The organism is Variovorax raffinosi (assembly GCF_051216615.1).
Classification (GTDB): domain Bacteria; phylum Pseudomonadota; class Gammaproteobacteria; order Burkholderiales; family Burkholderiaceae_C; genus Variovorax.
Map to the genome: position 1 here is coordinate 383,209 of NZ_JBPJZR010000001.1, position 20,716 is coordinate 403,924.

The window sequence follows — 20,716 nt, forward strand, 5'->3', positions numbered from 1 at the left end:
AAATCATCCAACGGCACGAGGCCTTCACAGGCCCAGCCGCTGGATCGCGCCGCGCGCAGCCGCCGCGCCGCTCGCCATCGAGGCTGTCATCAGATAGCCGCCGGTCGGCGCCTCCCAGTCCAGCATCTCCCCTGCCGCGAACACGCCGGGCAATGCGTTGGCCATGAGCTGCGCGTCGAGCGCATCGAAGCGCACACCGCCCGCAGTGCTGATCGCCTCATCGATGGAACGCGTTGCAACCAGTCGCAACGGCACCGCCTTGATCGTTGCAGCCAGTTGTGCGGGATCTTGCATCGCCTCGCGGCTCAGCACCTCGTGCAGCACGCTGGCCTTGATGCCTTCGAGCCCGAGCCGACTCTTGAGGTGGCTGCTCAGGGAGCGTGCGCCGCGCGGGTGCGTCACCGCGGCCAGCACCTGTTCCGCGCTGCGATCCGGCAGCAGGTCCAGCAACAGCGTCGCGCTGCCCTGTGCGGCGATCTCGTCGCGCAACAGCGCCGACGCCGCATAGATCAGGCTGCCCTCGATGCCCGTAGCGGTCACCACGAACTCGCCCTTGCGCGCAAACCCGCGTCCCTGGCTGTCAGTGAACGAAATGGCGACCGACTTGAAGGGCTGGCCCGCGAAACGGCTGGAGAAATGCTCGCTCCAGCCACTGCCGTCGAAGCCGCAATTGGCAGGCAGCAACGGCGCGACATCCACGCCCTGCGTCTGCAGCCACGGCGCCCATGCGCCATCCGAGCCCAGTCGCGCCCAGCTTGCACCGCCCAGTGCCAGCACCACGGCATCGGCCTTCGCCGTGACCTCGCCAGCCGGTGTCGCGAAACGCAAGGCGGCGGCGTCGAACGGCCCGTCACCCAGCCAGCGATGACGCATATGGAACCGTGCACCCGCCGCGCGCAGCCGCTGCAGCCATGCACGCAGCAGCGGCGCAGCCTTCATGTCCGTCGGAAACACCCGGCCCGACGTGCCGACGAAAGTCTCGATGCCCAAGCCGCCCGCCCATTCGCGCACCTGCTGCGGCCCGAACTGCGCGAGCATCGCCTCGAGCTGCGAGCGGCGCTCGCCGAAGCGGCTCATGAACACATCGAAGGGCTCCGAATGCGTGAGATTCAACCCACCACGGCCGGCCAGCAAGAACTTGCGGCCCACCGAGGGCATCGCGTCATACACATGCACTTGCGCGCCGGACGCGCTGAGAACTTCAGCCGCCATCAAGCCGGCGGGTCCGCCGCCGATCACGGCGACGACAGGAGAAACAGTCATTCGAGATTTACCAGTTCGCCCTGCCCGGTGAGGAACGCGACGCGGACCGTGGCACCAGGGTAGGCATGTTGCACTGCCGCGCGATAGCGCTGCATCTGTGCGATCAGCGCCGCGTCCCGTTCGGGGCGCGCGGCAGATTTGTAGTCGAGGATCCACCAGGCACCGCTGGCGCGCTCGCGCACCAGGCGGTCGATGCGCAAGGTCTCCCCTTCATGGACCAGCGTGACTTCGTTGCCATGCCAGTCGACCCTGCGATCGTCCCACACCCAGGCACCGGCGCCCGCGCGGATGCGTTCGGCCAGCGTCGCAGCGCCGCGCGCTTGCTGGGCATCGAGCATGAATTCTCGTGCGGCGGCGCGCACGTGAGCCGGTGGCAGCGGCTCGCCCGGCACGGCCCATTCGAGCAACCGGTGCATGGCCTGGCCGAAAGCCGCTGCGCGCGCATCGACCGTGGCATCCGCTGCCTTCTTCGTGAACGGTTGCTCCACGGTGGACTCGGGCAGTACGGGCATCCGCTTCATCGAGAAGCTCGCGGCACCTGTCTCGACGGGCAGTGCGATCAGCGGCTCGTCGGCTTCGGTGGGCTCGCACAGCGGCTCCAGCCGCGCCCACCAACTGCCTTCGTTGGCACGCGCCGGCCGGACCGACGACAACACCAGCCGCTCGCGCGCCCGTGTGGTCGCAACGTACAGGCCATTGAGTTCTTCGCGATGGCGCGCGCGCTGCTCTTCTTCGAGCAACGACGCCGCACAGGCGGGCGGCGTCTTCTCGCTCGCAAGAAACACGAAGCGCGTCGGCGCGCTGTCGCTGCCCTTCCATTCGACCAGCGCGCCCATGGTCTGCGCGCGCGGTGGCGCCGCATCGCAATCGAGCATCAGGACGGTGTCCGCTTCCAGCCCCTTCGCACCGTGCACGGTCAGCAACTGCACCGCATCGGGCGCGGCGACGGACGGCGCACGCACGCCGCCGGCACGCAGGGCACGCACCAGCGCGTAAGGCGTCGCGAAGCGTGCGCCCTCGATGTCGAGCGACGCCGACAGCAGGCCGCGCAGATTGGCCAGCGCGCCCTGGCGCATGGCAGCGGGCACCGCGGCGCCGAACTTCGCGAGCACGTCACCGTCGTGAAAGATCGCATCGAGCGCATCGTGAGGAGGCAGCGACACCAACCAGCGCTGCCATTTCTTGAGCTTGACACCAGCCTCGACCAACACCGGCGGCAGGCCCTCGCCCTTCTGGATCAAGCCGAACCAGCTCGCCGAAGAGCGTTCGCGCTGGCGCAATGCCAGTTGCACCAAGGCTTCGTCATCGACACCGAACAGCGGCGACTTGAGTGCCTGCGCCAGCGAGAGGTCGTGCGCGGGCGAGACCAGCGCATCGATCAGCGCGACCACGTCCTGCACTTCCGGTGCATCGTGCAGTTCGTTCTTCTCGGGCTGCTGCACGGGAATGTGGCGCTGCCGCAGCGCGTCCTGCATGGCGGACAGGCGACTACGCCGGCGCGCCAGCACCATGATCTGCCGCGGTGGCGTGCCGTCGGCGATGCGTTGCACGACCCAGCGCGCGGCCTGCTCGCATTCCTTCTGCAGCAATTGCTCTTCGGGCAGCACGCGCGGCGTGACGAGGCTGTCGCGCCAGTGCAGCATGCCGTCGTCGGCAGGCGCCGCTTCGGCGGCCGAACCGAGTGCATCGCGGTCGATGGCCGGCAGCTTGAGCAATTCACCGTCGTCGCCGCGCTCGGTGGTGTGGGCGCGAAAGCCGTCGAACTCGCCCGCGTCCTGCGCGGCCAGCATCGCCTGATTGACCAGCCCGATGACCGCGCGCGTGTTGCGGTGGGTGTGATCGCAATTGAGCAATTCGCCGTCGAGCCCTTCGCGCACGAACTTCTTGGCCGCAATGAACACCTGCGGCTCGGCGCGCCGGAAGCGGTAGATGCTCTGCTTCGGGTCGCCCACGATGAAGACGCGCGGCGCGCGGCCTTGCGCACCGGTGTACGCGCTGAGCCAGCCGTAGAGCGCCTGCCATTGCAGCGGATTGGTGTCCTGGAACTCGTCGATCAGCAGATGTGCGACGCGCGCATCGAGCCGTTCCTGCACCCAGCCCGACAGGGCCGATTGGCCCAGCAGCAACTGCGCGGCCTGTTCGACGTCGTTCATGTCGACCCAGCCGTGCGCACGCTTCACTTCGGCGAAAGCAGCGATCAGGATGCGCGTGAGCCGCGCCATGCGTTGCTGAAAAAGCCATGCCGCGTGCTGCGCCTGCGCGGCGCTGTATTCGATGGCATGACCCTGCGCGATGCGCACCTGCTCCAGGCCGGCGAGCTTTTCGCTGAACTTGCGCGCCTCGCCCTTTTGCGTCAGCAGTGCATCGAGCACGCCCTGTGCATCGCGGGCGCCGATGGCCTGCTCCAGCTCGCTGCCCTTGGCCGAGAAAGTGGGCGCGCTGGCACGGCCCAACGCTTGCGCGGCGGCCCGCAGTGCATCGCTGATGGCCGGCGTGTCGAACAGGACCTGGGCCGGATCGGCCGCACCGGCATAGGACGGGAACAGAACGCCGACGGGTTGCACCCCGTTGTCGACGACGTCATTGGCATCGGCGAGCGAGAACTCGACACGCTTGGACAGCGCCTCGCCCAACGCCTTGGCCGTCTGCGAGCGGCCGTGCGTGGCGACGACGGCGTAGTAGTCGGCCAGTGCATTCTTGTCTGCCGTGACGGCCTCGAAGAACGGACGCCAGGTGTGGTTTCGTGCCTCGGCGTCGTCTTCGAGCAGTTCGTAGTTGGACGGCAGGCCCAGTTCGCGCAGCACCGCCAGCGGCGCGTTGCGCAGAAGGCCAGCAAACCAGGCGTGGAAAGTACGGAACTGCACCGGCCGGCCGCCTTCGAGCAGGCGCCTGTAGAGACCCTTCAGACGCGGCACTGCGGCGAGCGCTGCTGCGGGATCGACACCACGCATCACAAGCTGCTTCACCAGTTCCTCAACGGGCAGTTCAGCGAACTGCTCCAGCCACTGATCGAGCCGCTCGCGCATTTCGCCGGCGGCCTTCTTGGTGAAGGTGATCGCCAGAATCTCGTGCGGCTCGCAGGCCGATTCGCCCTCTTCGAGCAGCGCGCGCAGGATGCGCGACACCAGCATCCAGGTCTTGCCTGCGCCGGCACAGGCCTCGACCGCGACCGATCGGCGCGGGTCGCAGGCGACGGTGTAGAAGGCCTCGCGCGTGACGTGCTTGCCGTTGTGTTCGTAGGCTGCGCCACTCATTTCGTATCGCCTCCATCCGCCGGGCCGCCCCAAGGGGGAGGCGCCTCCCCCTCGGGGGGTGGCGAAGCACACGCAGTGGCAAGCCGGGGGGTCTCATCGCTCCAGAAATCTTTTCTGCAGAGGCCGCGCGCCGCGCAGTAGTCGCAGACCGCGCCCTCCCCCAGCGGCGGCAGCGCCGCGCCCTGCGCAATGCGGGTGAAGTCGCTGATGATGCCGGCCACCAACGCGTCCCTCGCCTCCACCACCGCAGGTTGCTCGACGGTCTGCGTGCCGGAAGACTTTTCACCCACGTTCACATAGGCTGCGCGCAAGGTGTCGTCGGCCACCAGGGCCGCATAGAAAGCGAGCTGCGTGTCTTCGGTCGGATCCTTCACGCGCTCCTTGGAAAGGGTGGCGGACTCGGTCTTGTAGTCGATCACGAAGGCCTGGCCGTCGGCGACGCGATCGATGCGGTCGAGCCGGCCGATCAGTCGCAAGTCGCCCAACGGCTGTTCTTTCCAGGGCTCGGCCTCGACGAAGACGGCCCCGCTCGCCTCGTGCTTGACGAGCCAGGCCAGATAACCGTCGCGCACCGCCGGCCAGGCGGCGGCGAATGGCAGGAACTCGGCATCCGACAGGCCGAGTTCCTGTGTGGCGCGCTGGGTTGCGGCTTCGATGAGTGCCGTGCGCTCCTGCGCGTCTTGCGTCGGGGCTTCGAGCAGCGCCTCGTGGAAATGGCCCAGCACGGCGTGCAGCCAGTTGCCGAAGTCGCGCTTGTCGATCTCGGCATCGAGCTCGTCGGCACTGCGCAGCCCCAGTTGCCGCAACGCGAAGAAGCGATAGGGGCAACGGCGCAGGTCTTCGTACACGCTGGTCGAGATGTTCTGCAGCGGCAGCAGCGCGCCCGAAGGCGTCGGGTACGCGGTGGGCTGCACGAGAACCTCGCGCGGCGTGCGCGGGTCGGCGGCGGGCCGCAAGGCGTGGTCAAGGTGCAGCGCCTGCACCAGCGGGCTCGGGCGCACCGGTTCGCCGGTGGCGTCGGACTGGCGCCAAAGGAGTTCGCAGGAAGGGTTGTGCAGCGCTGCGGCCCACGCTGCGCGCTGCGCGGCTTCGAGCGCATCGCGCGAAGGCAGGCCCAGATCAGCACGCTGTGCCGCGCTCCAGTTGCCAGGCGGCTCGGGCGACGCGGGCAGGCGCCGGTCGTCGCAACCGGGAATGACCACCGCGCCGAATGCACGGCCCAGCAGTTGATAGAGCGGCAAGACCACGACCTTCGGTGCCTGGTCGCCGGCGGGCGGCACGAAGCTGGCGTCTTCGAGTACATCGCGCACCCAGGCGGTGAACTCGGCGAGCGTGTGACGGCCGCCGGGGAAATCGTCGTCATCGCCGTGGGCGTCTGCATCGAGCCACAGTGCGGCGATTACCTTGCCACCGGCGAGGTCGTCGGCGAGGGGCTCCCATTGCTCGCCGGCCTCCAGAAGCTCGCGCAGGGCACGCAGCCATTCGGCCAGGGGCCGCGAGCGGATCATGGGTGCGCGGCGTGCCTCGATGGCCTCGGTGAAGGGCCGCAGCGTCGCGTCCTTCATTTCTTCGGTGCGCGCCACCAGGGCGCACCAGGTCGACCAGTCGCGCAGGCCCTCGCGTCGAAGGCGTATTTCGAGCGACTGAACTGCCAGCGCGTCGCCACTGGCGCCGCTCTTGAGCCATTCGAGCACCTGGTCGCTGCCGGCGTCGTGGGCGCAGGCGCGCAGCGCGCTCATCAGCGCAGCGGCGGCGCGCGTGGTCGAGAGCTTCCAGCCGGTTTCGTCATGCGTGACGATGCCCTGCGCCTTCAACTGGGCACTGATGCGGCGCGTGAGCGCGCGGTCGGTGGCGACCAGCGCGACCGGTGCGCGGTCTTCCGCGAGGTGGCGCAGCACGCAGGCTGCGGCCAGTTCGGCTTCGTCTTCGGGGTCGAGGGCGACATGCGACGCGACGGGCTCGACCAATGCGTTGGCAGGCACCAGCGAGAGATGAAGGGCACGGTCGCCCCACAGGGTGCACAGGGACTGCGTCAGCGGATCGGTCTGGAAGCCCTCGAGCACGATCAGCGCATCGACCTGATCGCGCGTGCTATCGCGCAGCAGTACGTCGGTGGCAAAGCCCGAGTTCGCGGCCCAGGCGACGGCGATGCGGATCAGCGCGCTTTCGGTACGAAACCATTCGGACTCGCTGCCTGCCTCGGCCACTTGCGAAGCGCTCTGCGCCCATTCGGCACTGCGCTCTTCAGGCGACACGGCGGCTGCCAACGGTGCAAGCTGATAGACCAGCTCGACCACGCGGCCTGCCAGGGCGAAGCGTTCGGCATTGAAGCCAGCCTGCGACAACAGTGCCTGCGCCGTGACCAGGTCACGCGCCATGTCGTGCGCGATGTCGTAGCCAGTCGGCACAAAACCACCTGCGCTGCGCGCCCAGTTGTGCGTGGTCTCGAAGCGCGGCACGAAGCCGGGACTGCCGCAACGGGCCCACATGCTGCGCGCAACACCCATCAATTGCGCATAGGGCACGAGCACGACGGTGCGCGCTGCATGCAGCTGGCGCTCGGCGAGCGCGCGGACGATCCGCGCGACGACGCCATCGGCGGGATCGCACCACAGGGCCTGTACAGGGTGGCCTTCGTTCATGTTCTATCGAGGGGTTGGAGAGCGCTGGAAGGTGACCCGCAAAGGGCTTTGGCTATCGGCGCCATAGCGTCTGCGCACGGCACGCCACCCCTTGGTTTCTGTCACAATGACCTGCACTTTAGCTGCACCGAAACTCTCTGCGCACAAGGACCCATCACATGGCCAGCGAACTCATCAAACACATCTCCGATTCCTCCTTCGAGGCCGACGTGCTCAAGTCCTCCCAGCCCGTGCTGGTCGACTACTGGGCTGAATGGTGCGGCCCCTGCAAGATGATCGCCCCGATCCTCGACGAAGTGTCTGCCACCTACGAAGGCAAGCTGCAAATCGCCAAGCTGAATGTCGACGAAAACCGCGACATCCCCGCCAAGTTCGGCATTCGTGGCATTCCCACGCTGATGCTGTTCAAGGACGGTCAACTGGCCGCCACCAAGGTCGGCGCGATGAGCAAGGCGCAACTCACGGCCTTCATCGACCAGCAACTCGCCTGAGCGACATTTGATCCGGCCGACGCGCAATGCGTTGGCCGGAGCGTTTTTTACTGTCATAATCTCCCACAGATCACCGGCCCTTTCTGGCAACCGGTTCGAGTTCCCCGGTTAGTGAAGCAGTTCTCGCTTCACATCAAACCTCCCCCCGTTTTCCGTTCGATTACCCCGCGAGGGGTCATTCCATGCACTTAAACGAACTCAAGGCACTCCACGTGTCTGAAGTCCTCAAGCAGGCTGAAGCGCTTGAGATCGAAAACGTCGGCCGCATGCGCAAGCAGGAGCTGATGTTCGCGATCATCAAGAAGCGCGCAAAGGCCGGTGAACAGGTCTTCGCCGACGGTGTGCTCGAAATCCTGCCCGACGGCTTCGGCTTTCTGCGCAGCCCCGACACCAGCTTCACCGCAAGCACCGACGACATCTACATCTCGCCCAGCCAGGTGCGGCGCTTCAACCTGCACACCGGCGACATGATCGAAGGTGAAGTGCGCACGCCCAAGGACGGCGAGCGCTACTTCGCGCTGACGAAGCTGGACAAGGTCAACGACGGCCCGCCCGAGCAGAACAAGCACAAGGTGATGTTCGAGAACCTGACGCCGCTGTTCCCCAAGGAACAGATGAAGCTCGAGCGCGACGGCATCAAGGGCGAAGAGAACATCACCGGCCGCATCATCGACATCATCGCCCCCATCGGCAAAGGCCAGCGCGCCCTGCTCGTGGCACCGCCCAAGAGCGGCAAGACGGTGATGATGCAGCACATCGCCCACGCGATCAGTGCCAACTACCCCGACGTCCACATGATGGTGCTGCTCGTCGACGAGCGCCCTGAAGAAGTGACCGAAATGCAGCGCACGGTGAAGGGCGAAGTCATTGCTTCGACCTTCGACGAGCCCGCAGCGCGCCACGTGCACGTTGCCGAAATGGTGATCGAGCGCGCCAAGCGCCTGGTCGAACTCAAGAAGGACGTGGTGATCCTGCTGGACTCGATCACGCGTCTGGCCCGCGCCTACAACAACGTCGTGCCCTCGTCGGGCAAGGTGCTGACGGGCGGTGTCGATTCCAACGCACTGCAGCGCCCCAAGCGCTTCCTGGGCGCCGCGCGCAACGTGGAAGAAGGCGGCTCGCTGACCATCATCGGCACCGCGCTGATCGACACCGGCAGCCGCATGGACGAAGTGATCTTCGAAGAGTTCAAGGGCACCGGCAACTCCGAAATCCACCTGGACCGCCGCCTGTACGAAAAGCGCGTGTTCCCCTCGATCCAGCTCAACCGCAGCGGCACGCGCCGCGAAGAGTTGCTGCTGGCACCCGAGATCCTTCAGAAGACCCGCATCCTGCGCCAGCTCATGTACAACATGGACGAGATCGAGTCGATGGAGCTGATGCTCAAGAACATGAAGGCGACCAAGACCAATGTCGAGTTCTTCGACATGATGCGTCGCGGCGGCTGAGCACCAAGCTCTGTCGCAAAAGCGCGTTGCCCTTCGCGGGGCAACGCGCTTTTTTCATGGGCGCGATGTATGGATTGCGCGGCCCTCGAGGGCGCTCTGGCGACCGATGTCGAGCAACTCCATCAACGCGACGGCCTGCTCGGGCGGCACGGGATTGGGGCCGATGCCAAGAATGGCGTCACGCACCGCGGCGTAGTAGTCGACATAGTTTCCCGGCCGGGTCGGCAAGGCACGGCTCTTCGGCGCGCCGTTGTTGTCGTACACCGTGATCTCGCCATCGAGCGGATCGGCGCCCCACCCTGCTGCCGGCGGCCGTTGGCCCGCTCGCAGCGCGTCTTCTTGCGTATCGACGCCATGCTTGACGTAGCTGCCGCGTATGCCGTGCACGATGTAGCGCGGCGCCGCATGGGCGGCCAGCGTAGTGGCATGCAAGACCACGCGCAGCGGCGCATGGGGGCCGCTTTCATAGCGCAGCACCGCGTGGAAGTAGTCTTCGACCAACGCACCATCGCGCAGGACAGCCGTGTCGAGCTGCAGCGTGTCGGGCCGACCGAAGAGCTGCACAGCCTGATCGACCAGATGGGAGCCAAGGTCCACCCACAGGCCCGATCCGGGCACCGCCTGCTCACGCCAACGCTCCCGCACTTCGGGCCGAAAACGGTCGAAATGCGATTCCAGATACACCGGCCGGCCCAGTTCGCCGCTCGCCAGCACGTCCTTGAGCGTCAGGAAATCGGCATCAAAACGTCGGTTCTGATAGACCGCCAGCACGCGACTGTTGCGTTTAGACAACAATTCGAGTTCCCTGGCTTCGGCCACATCGAGCGTGAAAGGCTTGTCCACCACCACGTGTTTTCCTGCCTCCAGGGCCGCTTTCGCGACCGGATGATGCTGGGCATTCGGCGTGGCAACCACGACCAGGTCGATATCCGCTCGCGCCAGCAGCGCCGGAACGTCAGGCACCACCGCGACGCCCGGCCAGTCCGCTTGGACCTTCTGCGGTTGCGAACTCGCAACCGCCGCCAGTTCGAGCCCCGGCACGGCCGAAAGCACCGGCGCGTGGAAGGTCTGACCGGCAAAACCGTAGCCGACGAGGCCGGCGCGCAAGGGTGTGGAGGTCATGGGAGGCTCGGTTTTCTCGAAAATGGGTCAGTATGCGATAATCGAGGGCTCCGCGAAAAGTGCGGCTGGGCAGCGTCGCCCGGCTTCCTTCATCCCTGAAGGACGGCGCGCCAGATTGCTGGCACACCGGTGGCTCTCGCATCGACCGCGCATTGATTCCAACAGCGCAAAAGGAAAGACCATGGCAAAAGAAGGCATCCACCCCAATTACCGCGAAATCCTGTTCGTCGACATGTCGAACGGCTTCAAGTTCGTGACCCGTTCGTGCGCGAACACCAAGGAAATGGGCAAGACCGACGACGGTCGCGAGCTGCCCCTGTTCAAGCTCGACACCACGAGCGAATCGCACCCGTTCTACACCGGCACGCAGAAGTCGGTCGACAACATGGGCGGTCGCGTCGAGAAGTTCCGCAACCGCTTCGGCAAGACCACCGGCGCCGCCTCCAAGTAAGGCACGCGCTCTTGCGTCCAGGGCAGCCCGGTTTACCGCGCTGCCCTTTTTCTTTCTGAACCCGGTCTTTCGTCTCTTGAACCTGCCCACTCCCGCGATCGTTGCCCAGAATGCCGTGCGCCGGCTGCCGCGCATTGCGCTGCTGTTGTTGTGCGCGGCCTATCTTCTGCCGGGCCTGGTCGGCCGGGGCCCCTGGAAGAGTGCGGACATCACGGCCTTCGGCTACATGGCCGAGCTGGCCCGCACCAACGAAGGCATTTCGCGCTGGTTCGACCCGATGCTGCTGGGCATGCGTCCGGAAACACCCGCACTGATTCCGTACTGGATCGGCGCCTGGGCCATCAAGATTTCTCCCTCGTGGCTGAACCCCGACCTGGCCGTGCGCATTGCCTTCGCGCTGCTGCTCTGGGGCTCCTTCACCGCCACCTGGTACGCCGTTTACTACCTCGCCCGCACGGCCCGCGCGCAGCCCGTTGCGTTCGCCTTCGGCGGCGAGGCACGCCCGACCGACTACGCACGCGCAATCGCCGACGGCGGCCTGCTGGCGTTGATCGCCTGCCTCGGCCTGGCCCAGCTCGGCCATGAAACCACGCCGGCGCTGACGCAGCTGTATTTCGCTTCGCACCTGTTCTATGGCGTTGCCGCGCTGCCGTACCGCCGCGCCGGCCCGGTGATCGCGCTGGTCGTGGGCACGCTCGGCATCACGCTGAGCGGCGCTCCCACGGTCGGCCTTGCGCTGGCCATCGGCAGCGCGCTGTACATCGCCTACGAACGCCGCCGCACGGCGAAGGCAGGCGCGGACGCCAGCTCCGACGACGGCCCCGGCTACACCCGCGGTGCCCTGGTCACGATGATCGGCGTCACCCTGCTCGCCGCCGTGCTGGTCTTCGCATTGGGCCTGCCGCAATGGAAGATCACGCTGATGGGCAACTCGGTGTTCGGCGACATCCGCAGCCAAGCCAAGCTGCTGCTGTGGTTCACCTGGCCGGTGTGGCCGTTCGCGCTCTGGACGCTCTGGCGCTGGCGACGCCAGCTCTCGGCGCGCCACGTGGCGTTGCCGCTCTGGTTCGCGCTGGTGCCGCTGGCCGCCACCTGGACCACCGATTTCTCCGACCGTTCGCTGCTGCTGGCGCTCCCGGCCTTTGCAACCCTGGCCGCCTTCGCCCTGCCCACCTTCCGCCGCAGCGCACTAGCGTTGATCGACTGGTTCAACGTGCTCCTTTTCAGCAGCCTCGCCGCGCTGGGCTGGCTGTACTGGATCGCCATGCTGACCGGCAAGCCGCCCAAGCCCGCGGCCAGCGTGGCCCGGCTGGTGCCCGGCTTCGTGCCCGAGTTCTCGCCGATCGCCTTCGTGCTCGCGCTGGCCGCGACCATCGCCTGGTGCTGGCTGGTGCGCTGGCGCACCGGGCGACACCGCGCGGCGCTCTGGAAGACGCTGGTGTTGCCGGCCGGCGGCACCGCCCTGTGCTGGATGCTGCTGATGACGCTCTGGCTGCCTCCTATCGACTACGCACGCAGCTATGTGCCGCAGGTGCGCGCCGTGGCCGAGCGGGTCGGGCAGCCTAGCTGCATCGCCGAGTTGGCCCTGAGCCGCCAGCACATCGCAGCGCTGCGCCACCACGGCAACTTCAACCTGAAACCGCTGCTGCTGGGCACCGACTGCCCCTGGCTGCTGGTGAGCCCCGACACCATCGAGCGGCTGCACACCATCATTCCGTTCGATCAATGGCGATTCAGCGGCACCCTGCGTCGTCCCAGCAGCGCGGCCGACGACCTGCTGCTGTACCAGAAGATCACGCCGCAGTGAAAGGCGAGCGGGGCCTGATCGCGCGGCACGCAGGCACCGTGCTGGTCGGCCAGCTGGCCGTGATGGCATTCGGCGTGACCGACACCATCATCGCGGGCCGCTATTCCGAAAACGCGCTGGCCGCCCTCTCGGTCGGCGCTGCCATCTTCATCAGCGTGTATGTCTCGCTGATGGGCGTGCTGCAGGCGCTGCTGCCGGTCTGGGCCGAACTGCACGGCGGCGGGCGCAGCAGCGAGGTGGGCCGTTCCGTGCGGCAGTCGCTGTACCTCGCCGGCATCGCCATCGTGGTCGGCATGGCGGCGCTGCTGTCGCCCGGCGCCGTGCTGCGGCTGACGCAGGTGCCGGCGGAAATGCGCGGCGAGGTCGAGATGTACCTGACGGTGCTGGCCTTCGCCCTCGCACCGTCCCTGTTGTTTCGCCTTTTCAGCACGCTGAGCCAAAGCCTGGGCAAGCCTCAGCTCGTGACCTGGCTGCAACTGGGCTCGCTGTTCGTGAAGCTGCCGTTGTCGATCTGGTTCACCTTCGGCGGCGCGGGCCTGCCGGCGATGGGGCTGGTGGGTTGCGGCTGGGCAACGCTGTGCGTGAATTGGGCCATGCTCATCTGCGCGGTCTGGTTGCTGCGCAGCAGCCCCTTCTATCAGGGCTACCGGCTCTGGGAGCGCATCGAGAAGCCCGACTGGCGCCAGATCCGGCAGTTCGCGCGGCTGGGCGTGCCCGGGGGCCTTGCAGTGCTGGTGGAGGTGACCTCGTTCACGCTGATGGCGCTGTTCATCGCACGCCTGGGCACCGCCGCCGCGGCTGCGCACCAGATCGCCGCGAACCTGATGGCGGTGGCCTACATGGTTCCGCTGTCGCTCTCGATCGCGACCAGCGCGCGCGTGAGCTACTGGCTCGGCGCGGGCGATGCCGCCAAGGCACGCCACACGTGCCGCCTGGGGTTCGAGCTGGCGGTGTTGTGCGCCCTGCTCTTCGCAACCGCGCTGGTCACGCTGCGCTTCCCGCTGGCCAATGTGTACTCGGACAACCCCGCCGTCATTGCGCTGGCCGCGGCGCTGATGCTGCCGGTGGCCGCGTTCCACATGGCCGACGCGATGCAGACGCTCTGCGTGTTCGTGCTGCGCTGCTACCGGGTCACGATGGCGCCGCTGGTCATCTATTGCACGATGCTGTGGGGCCTGGGCCTCGGCGGCAGCTACGTGCTGGCGTACCGCGGGCTGGGCCCCTGGGAGGCCATGCAATCGCCGCTGGCATTCTGGATCATGAGCTCGGCGGCGCTGGCACTGACGGCCCTGATGTTCGGCGCGCTGCTGCGCTGGACGATGGCGAAACGGGCCACCTGACGCAGCACGTCACTTCGCCAGCACACGCGCCTCCCGCACGCGTGCCGCCGGAAACAGCAATGCGAAGCGGGAGCCCTTGCCCACCGTGCTTTCGATGCGCAGCTCGGCCCCATGCCGCTGTGCGATGTGCTTGACAATCGCCAGCCCCAGGCCGGTGCCGCCGGTTTCCCGCGAGCGGCTGCGGTCGATGCGATAGAAGCGCTCGGTCAGCCGTGGAATGTGCTCCGCCGCAATGCCGGGCCCGGTGTCGCGCACCGCGTATTCGCCGCGCCCGTCGGGCAGCACCTTCCAGCTCACGGCCACTTCGCCACCACCCGGCGTGTAGCGGATCGCATTGCTCAGCAGGTTCGACATCGCGCTTTGCAGCTCGGTCGGCGCACCCGACATTTCGGACTCGGCATCGATGGTGAACGACAGCCGATGCCCCAGCGGCGCCAGCCGGCCCGACAGGCCACGGCCTTCGTCCTCGCACTGCGCCAGCAAGGCACGGGTGCGGATCCACTGGTTGCCCGAAGGCGCCGCGCTGCCTTCCAGCCGCGACAGCGTGAGCAGGTCGTTCACCAGCGTTTCCATGCGGTGCGACTGCTGGCCCATCAGCGCGAGATAGCGCGTGCGCTCGTCCGCATCGAGCGGCAGGTTCTGCAGTGTTTCGACAAAACCGGCCAACACGGTCAGCGGCGTGCGGATTTCATGCGACACGTTGGCCACGAAATCGCGCCGCATCGCCTCGGCCTGCTCAAGCGCGGTGATGTCTCGCGTGAGCAGCATCCGGCGGTTGCCCGCGTAGGGATGCACCTGCACCGACAGCCGCACCGGATGGCTGCGCAGGTGCGCATGGCCGGGCCCGGAGGCATCGATGACCACGTCGCGGCTGTAGTTCCACGAAGCCAGATAGGCCACGAAGGCCGGATCGCGCACGAGGTTCGCCAGGTGCTGCGCCAGGTCGCGCTCGGCGTCGATGCCGAACTGGCTGGCCGCCGTCTCGTTGCACCATTCGATGCGGCCCTGCTCATCGAGCAGCACCACGCCGTTGGGCGACGCCTGGATGGCCGCCAGAAATTCCTGCAGCCGCTCTTCGGCCTGGCGGGTCTGCTGCTCGCGGTCGCGCAGCAGCTTGCGGATGCGTTCGGAGAGTTCACCCCACACGCCCGGGCCGCGCGTCGGCAGGCCGGCTGCGTCGTTGCGCAGCACCTGGAGCAGCCGTTCGGCGCGCCAGGCATCCAGCCCCAGCCACAGCACGGCGCCCAGCCAGGCGCCGAGCCAGCCGAACTTCCAGCCAAAAAAGCCGACAGCGCCCGCTCCTATTGCGAGGGACGCTATAAAAAAAGTAGCAATTCGGAAGGGCATGGCGGGCGATTATCCGCGCCCGCAGCCAAGGGACGCCACGGCGTTCAAACCGTGACTTGGGCGGTCAGGCGGTAGCCCGCTCCCCGGACGGTTTCCACCATCGGTGCGGCCGCACCCAGCGACTCGCGCAGGCGCTTGACGTGCACGTCGACCGTGCGCTCTTCGATGTAGACGTGGTCGCCCCACACCTTGTCGAGCAGTTGCGCCCGGCTGTGCACGCGCTCGGCGTGCTGCATCAGGTAGGCCAGCAGCTTGAACTCGGTCGGGCCGACCTTGAGCGCCCCGCCCTGCCAGGTCACGCGATGGGTGGACGTGTCGAGCGCCAGCTCGCCGATCTCGACGCGCTCGGTCACCACTTCCGGCGCACGGCGACGCAGCACCGCGCGGATGCGGGCCAGCATTTCCTGCGTCGAAAAAGGCTTGGTGATGTAGTCGTCGGCACCGGCGTCGAGGCCGGCCACCTTGTCGGGTTCGTCGCCGCGCGCGGTCAGCATCAGGATCGGGATGGCCTTGGTGCGCGGGTCCTTGCGCCACTGGCGCGCGAGCTGCAGGCCGCTTTGGCCGGGCAGCATCCAGTCGAGCAGGATCAGATCGGGAAGGAAGGCGTCGATCTCGCGCTGGGCTGCGGCGCCATCTTCAGACCAGATCGGCTCGAAGCCGTTGTGGCGCAGGTTGACGGCGATCAGCTCGGCGATCGAGGACTCGTCTTCGACGATCAGGACTCGGGGTTTCTTCATGCTTTCTTTGGGAGTCTTTGGCCGCGCTTACTGCAGCGCGGACTCGATTTCTTGCATCGAAGTGTGCCGCACATCGGCACCCTTGACGATGTAGATGATGAACTCGGCGATGTTCTTGGCGTGGTCGCCGATGCGCTCGATGGCCTTGGCCAGGAACAGCAGGTCGAGGCTGGCGGAGATCGTGCGCGGGTCTTCCATCATGTAGGTGACCAGCTTGCGCACGAAGCCGTCGAACTCCTTGTCGATCAGGTCGTCGTCCTTCAGGATCGACAGCGCCGCGGCCGTGTCCAGGCGCGCGAAGGCGTCCAGCGCGGTGCGCAGCAGGCCCGAGGCCAGGTCGGCGGCAATGCGCAGCTCGGTGGTGGGCAGCGCGCGGGCCGAACCGCTCTGGATGATCGACTTGACCATGCGCGCGATCTTGTTGGCCTCGTCGCCCACGCGTTCGAGATTCGCGGTGGTCTTGGAGATGGCGATCAGCAGGCGCAGGTCGCGTGCGGTCGGCTGGCGGCGCGCAATGATCGACGACAGCTCGCGGTCGATGTCGATTTCCATCGCATTGACGCGGTGCTCGGTTTCCATCACGCGGTCGGCCGCTTCGGGGTCGAACTGCAGCAGCGCATACACCGCGGTGTGGATCTGCGACTCGACCATGCCGCCGAGTTCCATCACGCGCGACGAAACGCCGTTGAGCTCGCTGTCGAACTGGCTGGAGAGGTGTTTTTCAGTCATGGTGTCTCCTGGGGATCAACCGAAACGGCCGGTGATGTAGTCCTCGGTCTCCTTGCGCTGCGGCTTGAAGAACATCTGTTCGGTGGCACCGAACTCGATCAGGTCGCCGAGGTACATGTAGGCGGTGTAGTCGCTGCAGCGGGCGGCCTGCTGCATGTTATGCGTGACGATGACCACCGTGTACTCGTTCTTGAGTTCGGCGATCAGCTCTTCGATCTTCGCGGTCGAGATCGGGTCCAGCGCGGAGCACGGCTCGTCGAGCAACAGCACTTCGGGCTTGATCGCGATGCCGCGTGCAATGCACAGGCGCTGCTGCTGGCCGCCGGACAGGCCAGAGCCGCTTTGCTGCAGCTTGTCGCGCACTTCGGTCCACAGGGCGGCCTTCTTCAGGGCCCACTCGACGCGGTCGTCCATTTCGCTGGCGCTCAGGCTCTCGAACAGCTTCACGCCGAAGGCGACGTTGTCGTAGATCGACATCGGGAACGGCGTCGGCTTCTGGAAAACCATGCCGACCTTGGCGCGGATCAGCGCCACGTCCTGCTTGGAGGTGAGCAGGTTCTCGCCGTCCAGGGCAATCGTGCCCTCGGCGCGCTGCTCGGGGTACAGCTCGAACATGCGGTTGAAGGTGCGCAGCAAGGTCGACTTGCCGCAGCCCGACGGGCCGATGAAGGCCGTGACCTTGTTCTCCGGAATCTCGAGGTTGATGCCCTTGAGCGCGTGGAACTTGCCGTAGTAGAAGTTCAGGTCCTTGACCGAGATCTTCGAGCGCGACGGTTGTGCAACGGTATTTGGCATGTGGGCTTCTTCTTTAATGTTTGTTGCGCGTCAGGACCCGCGCCAGGATATTGAGGGCGAGCACGGCGACAGTGATCAGGAACACGCCGGCCCATGCCAGGTGTTGCCAGTTCTCGTACGGGCTCATCGCAAACTTGAAAATCGTGACCGGCAGGCTGGCCATCGGCTGGCTCACGTCGGCGGTCCAGAACTGGTTGTTCAGCGCGGTGAAGAGCAGCGGCGCGGTTTCGCCGGCAATGCGTGCCACGGCCAGCAGCACGCCCGTGACCACACCGGCACGCGCGGCGCGCAGCGTGATGCTCAAAATGACCTTCCACTTCGGCGTGCCGAGCGCGTAGGCCGCTTCGCGCAGGCCCGGCGGCACCAGTTGCAGCATGTTCTCGGTTGTGCGGATCACCACCGGAATCACGATCAGCGCCAGTGCCAGCGCGCCTGCCAGTCCCGAGAAGGACTTGAAGTAGGCCACCACCACCGCATAGACGAACAGGCCGATCACGATCGACGGCGCCGACAGCAGGATGTCGTTGACGAAGCGCGTGACCGAGGCGAGCCAGCCCTTGGAGTTGTACTCGGCCAGGTAGATGCCGGCCATGATGCCGATCGGCGTGCCCACGAAGGTGGCCAGCGACACCATCACGAACGAACCGAAGATCGCATTGGCGATACCACCGGCCTCGTTCGGCGGCGGCGTCATCTCGGTGAAGGTGGCGATGGCGAGGCCGCCGATACCCAGGCGCAGCGTTTCCCAGAGGATCCACACGAGCCAGAACACGCCGAACACCATCGCGGCGAGCGACAGCGTGAGCGCGACCTTGTTGACGCGATTGCGCGAGGCGAACCGGGCCTGGCGCGTTTCGGCGAGCGCCTTGGCGCTCAGCAGGTTTTGCGCGGTACTCATGACTTGGTCCCTTCGCTCTTCTTCATCTGCGCCAGCAGCAGCTTCGACAGCGTCAGCACGACGAAGGTGATGAAGAACAGCACGAGGCCGAGGTACATCAGCGCGGCCTGGTGCAGGCCCGCGCCGGCTTCGGCGAATTCATTGGCAAGTGCCGAGGTGATGCTGTTGGCAGCCTCGAACACGGAAAGCGAATTGAGCTGGTTCATGTTGCCGATCACGAAGGTGACCGCCATCGTTTCACCCAGCGCCCGGCCCAGGCCGAGCATGATGCCGCCGATCACGCCGGCCTTGGTGTACGGCAGCACCACCTTGGAAACGACTTCCCAGGTGGTGGAGCCCAGACCGTAGGCCGACTCCTTGAGCAGCGGCGGGGTCACTTCAAACACATCGCGCATCACCGAGGCGATGAACGGAATGATCATGATCGCCAGGATGATGCCGGCCGACAGAATGCCGATGCCCACCGGCGGGCCGGACACCAGGGCGCCGAGGTACGGCACGCCTGCAAACAGCTTCTGCAGCGGCTGCTGCACCCAGGTCGAAAGAATCGGGCCGAAGACCAGCAGGCCCCACATGCCGTACACGATGGACGGCACGGCGGCGAGCAGTTCAATGGCCGTGCCCAGCGGGCGCTTGAGCCAGTTGGGCGACAGCTCGGTCAGGAACAGCGCAATGCCGAAGCTCACCGGCACCGCGATCACCAGTGCGATGAACGAGGTGGCCAGCGTGCCGTAGATCATCACCAGGCCGCCGTACTCATCCTTCACCGGGTCCCACACGCTGCTCGTGAGAAAGCTGAGGCCGTACTTGGAAATGGCGGGCCAGGCGCCTGCGATCAGCGACAGCAGGATGCCGATGAGCATCGCGAGCGTCAGCAGCGCGGCGCCCTTGGCGGCCCAACCGAACAGCCGGTCGGCCAGGGGGCCGGAACGCGGTGCCTTGACAGGAGGTGGAGGGGCGGTGGCACGACCGCGCTCGGCCGCGAGGTCGAGTGTGGCGGCGGCGGCAGGAAAGGTGGATGACAAGGGTCGCTCCGGCAAAGACGAAAGCGGCGCGTCCTCGAGCGATGAAGTGCTCATGGGCGCGCCGTCCTGGACTGATGGGTGAGATTGGCTTACTTGTACGCGACGGCCTTGCCCGACGCGTCCTTCACTTCACCCCACGACTTGGCGATGGTGGCCTTCACGGCGTCAGGCATCGGCACGTAGTCGAGTTCGTCAGCCGTCTTGTCGCCGCTCTTGTAGGCCCAGTCGAAGAACTTCAGCACGGTGGTGGCGCTGGCGGGCTTGTCCTGCACCTTGTGCAGCAGGATGAAGGTGGCGCCGGTGATGGGCCATGCATCCTTGCCGGCCTGGTTGGTCAGCACTTGATAGAAGCTCTTGTTCCAGTCGGCGCCGGCGGCGGCGGCCTTGAAGGCGGTGTCGTCAGGCGACACGTACGTACCGGCTGCGTTCTGCAGTTGGGCGTAGGTCATCTTGTTCTGCTTGACGTAGGCGTACTCGACGTAGCCGATCGAGTTGGGCAGGCGGTTCACGAAAGCGGCAACGCCTTCATTGCCCTTGCCACCCGCGCCGGTGGGCCAGTTGACGGCCGTGCCTTCGCCGACCTTCGACTTCCACTCGGCGTTGACCTTGCTCAGGTAGTTGGTGAACAGGAAGCTGGTGCCCGAACCGTCAGCACGGCGAACCGGTGCGATGGCGGCGTCCGGCAGGGCCAGCGAACCGTTCAGCGCCTTGATGGCGGGGTCGTTCCACTTGGTGATCTTGCCCAGGTAGATGTCGCCCAGGACCTGGCCGTTGAGCTTCAGTTCGCCGGGCTTGATGCCGGGGATGTTGACCACGGGGATCACGCCGCCGATGACGGTGGGGAACTGCATCAGGCCCTTGGCTTGCAGTTCGTCGTCCTTCAGGGGAGCGTCCGACGCGCCGAAGTCGACGGTCTTGGCTTCGATCTGCTTCAGGCCAGCGCCCGAACCGACCGACTGGTAGTTGATCTTGACGCCGGTGGCCTTGTTGAAGTCGGAAGCCCACTTGGCGTACAGCGGTGCCGGGAAGCTGGCACCAGCGCCGGTCACATCTTGTGCGAAGGCAGGGACTTGGGCGAACGCAGCGGCGATCAGGCCGGCTGCTGCAAATTTGAACGTCGTTTTCATAAAGCTTCCTTTAGAAGTAAGAAGTAGTCCCTTTCGGGCTTGGGACGGACTCTAAAAAGCTTTTGTGACATCGATGTGACACCCCTTCTGTCGAGGGAAAATGCCGCCGCGCCTCCGCCGTTTTGTGTGACGCTGTCACACAACCGTCATGCGCCGCGCCTAGCCTCCAACCCTCCCCGTGATGACACTTGGGCGACGGCGCGTTCTGTCACGGCGCTACGATCAGAGAACCGCCCTCCT

16 protein-coding genes are annotated in these 20,716 nt (G+C 66.3%); 5 read left to right on the top strand and 11 right to left on the bottom strand.

Features of this window, described 5'->3' with window-relative positions; genetic code table 11:
- Window positions 1-24 precede the first annotated feature (24 nt).
- The 3 genes from ACSFB7_RS01800 to ACSFB7_RS01810 are packed head-to-tail and all read right to left on the bottom strand — an operon-like array spanning window position 25 to window position 7,159.
- Entirely contained in the window at window positions 25-1,263 is a 1,239-nt protein-coding gene (locus ACSFB7_RS01800) for a TIGR03862 family flavoprotein (RefSeq protein ID WP_435466496.1), read from the bottom strand.
- The gene (locus tag ACSFB7_RS01805) at window positions 1,260-4,517 is read right to left on the bottom strand and encodes a UvrD-helicase domain-containing protein (protein ID WP_435466498.1); all 3,258 of its coding nucleotides are present in this window, start codon (window positions 4,515-4,517) and stop codon (window positions 1,260-1,262) included. The genes ACSFB7_RS01800 and ACSFB7_RS01805 overlap by 4 nt, the downstream gene beginning before the upstream one ends.
- Window positions 4,514-7,159, bottom strand: coding sequence for a PD-(D/E)XK nuclease family protein (locus tag ACSFB7_RS01810; RefSeq protein ID WP_435466500.1), 2,646 nt, complete (start codon window positions 7,157-7,159; stop codon window positions 4,514-4,516). The genes ACSFB7_RS01805 and ACSFB7_RS01810 overlap by 4 nt, the downstream gene beginning before the upstream one ends.
- A gap of 158 nt (window positions 7,160-7,317) precedes the next feature.
- Here ACSFB7_RS01810 and trxA point away from each other — a divergent pair, with 158 nt between their 5' ends.
- Window positions 7,318-7,650, top strand: coding sequence for a thioredoxin TrxA (gene trxA / locus ACSFB7_RS01815; RefSeq protein ID WP_042578306.1), 333 nt, complete (start codon window positions 7,318-7,320; stop codon window positions 7,648-7,650).
- Between the two features lie 182 nt (window positions 7,651-7,832).
- Window positions 7,833-9,098 (top strand): transcription termination factor Rho, encoded by a 1,266-nt coding sequence (gene rho, locus ACSFB7_RS01820; protein WP_081266259.1) that lies wholly within the window; start codon window positions 7,833-7,835, stop codon window positions 9,096-9,098.
- 54 nt (window positions 9,099-9,152) lie between these two features.
- Here rho and ACSFB7_RS01825 read toward each other — a convergent pair whose 3' ends face one another.
- Window positions 9,153-10,220, bottom strand: coding sequence for an oxidoreductase (locus ACSFB7_RS01825; RefSeq protein ID WP_435466502.1), 1,068 nt, complete (start codon window positions 10,218-10,220; stop codon window positions 9,153-9,155).
- Window positions 10,221-10,401: 181 nt separating this feature from the next.
- Between ACSFB7_RS01825 and ACSFB7_RS01830 the strand changes: the two genes are divergently transcribed.
- The 3 genes from ACSFB7_RS01830 to ACSFB7_RS01840 all read left to right on the top strand — a co-directional run bounded on the left by ACSFB7_RS01830 (window position 10,402) and on the right by ACSFB7_RS01840 (window position 13,818).
- Entirely contained in the window at window positions 10,402-10,671 is a 270-nt protein-coding gene (locus ACSFB7_RS01830) for a type B 50S ribosomal protein L31 (RefSeq protein ID WP_007836661.1), read from the top strand.
- 76 nt (window positions 10,672-10,747) lie between these two features.
- Complete coding sequence (locus ACSFB7_RS01835) at window positions 10,748-12,478, top strand: hypothetical protein (RefSeq protein ID WP_435466504.1); 1,731 nt, start codon at window positions 10,748-10,750, stop codon at window positions 12,476-12,478.
- Window positions 12,475-13,818, top strand: a complete 1,344-nt coding sequence (locus tag ACSFB7_RS01840) for an MATE family efflux transporter (RefSeq protein WP_435466506.1) — start codon at window positions 12,475-12,477, stop codon at window positions 13,816-13,818. Before ACSFB7_RS01835 ends, ACSFB7_RS01840 begins: the two co-directional genes overlap by 4 nt.
- A 9-nt stretch (window positions 13,819-13,827) precedes the next feature.
- Here the strand turns inward: ACSFB7_RS01840 and phoR are convergent, their stop codons facing one another.
- The 7 genes from phoR to pstS are packed head-to-tail and all read right to left on the bottom strand — an operon-like array spanning window position 13,828 to window position 20,476.
- Complete coding sequence (gene phoR, locus ACSFB7_RS01845; RefSeq protein WP_435466508.1) at window positions 13,828-15,165, bottom strand: phosphate regulon sensor histidine kinase PhoR; 1,338 nt, start codon at window positions 15,163-15,165, stop codon at window positions 13,828-13,830.
- Window positions 15,166-15,209: 44 nt separating this feature from the next.
- The gene (gene phoB / locus ACSFB7_RS01850) at window positions 15,210-15,902 is read right to left on the bottom strand and encodes a phosphate regulon transcriptional regulator PhoB (protein ID WP_007836652.1); all 693 of its coding nucleotides are present in this window, start codon (window positions 15,900-15,902) and stop codon (window positions 15,210-15,212) included.
- 27 nt (window positions 15,903-15,929) lie between these two features.
- Window positions 15,930-16,631, bottom strand: coding sequence for a phosphate signaling complex protein PhoU (phoU, locus tag ACSFB7_RS01855; protein WP_187109659.1), 702 nt, complete (start codon window positions 16,629-16,631; stop codon window positions 15,930-15,932).
- 15 nt (window positions 16,632-16,646) lie between these two features.
- Window positions 16,647-17,426, bottom strand: a complete 780-nt coding sequence (gene pstB, locus ACSFB7_RS01860) for a phosphate ABC transporter ATP-binding protein PstB (RefSeq protein ID WP_435466510.1) — start codon at window positions 17,424-17,426, stop codon at window positions 16,647-16,649.
- A 13-nt stretch (window positions 17,427-17,439) separates the two neighbouring features.
- Window positions 17,440-18,324, bottom strand: a complete 885-nt coding sequence (gene pstA / locus ACSFB7_RS01865) for a phosphate ABC transporter permease PstA (protein WP_435466512.1) — start codon at window positions 18,322-18,324, stop codon at window positions 17,440-17,442.
- Window positions 18,321-19,403 carry a phosphate ABC transporter permease subunit PstC gene (gene pstC / locus ACSFB7_RS01870; RefSeq protein ID WP_435466514.1) on the bottom strand — a complete coding sequence of 361 codons (1,083 nt, stop codon included), beginning with the start codon at window positions 19,401-19,403 and terminating at the stop codon, window positions 18,321-18,323. The genes pstA and pstC overlap by 4 nt, the downstream gene beginning before the upstream one ends.
- 35 nt (window positions 19,404-19,438) lie before the next feature.
- The gene (pstS, locus tag ACSFB7_RS01875; RefSeq protein ID WP_435466516.1) at window positions 19,439-20,476 is read right to left on the bottom strand and encodes a phosphate ABC transporter substrate-binding protein PstS; all 1,038 of its coding nucleotides are present in this window, start codon (window positions 20,474-20,476) and stop codon (window positions 19,439-19,441) included.
- Between the last annotated feature and the right edge of the window lie 240 nt (window positions 20,477-20,716).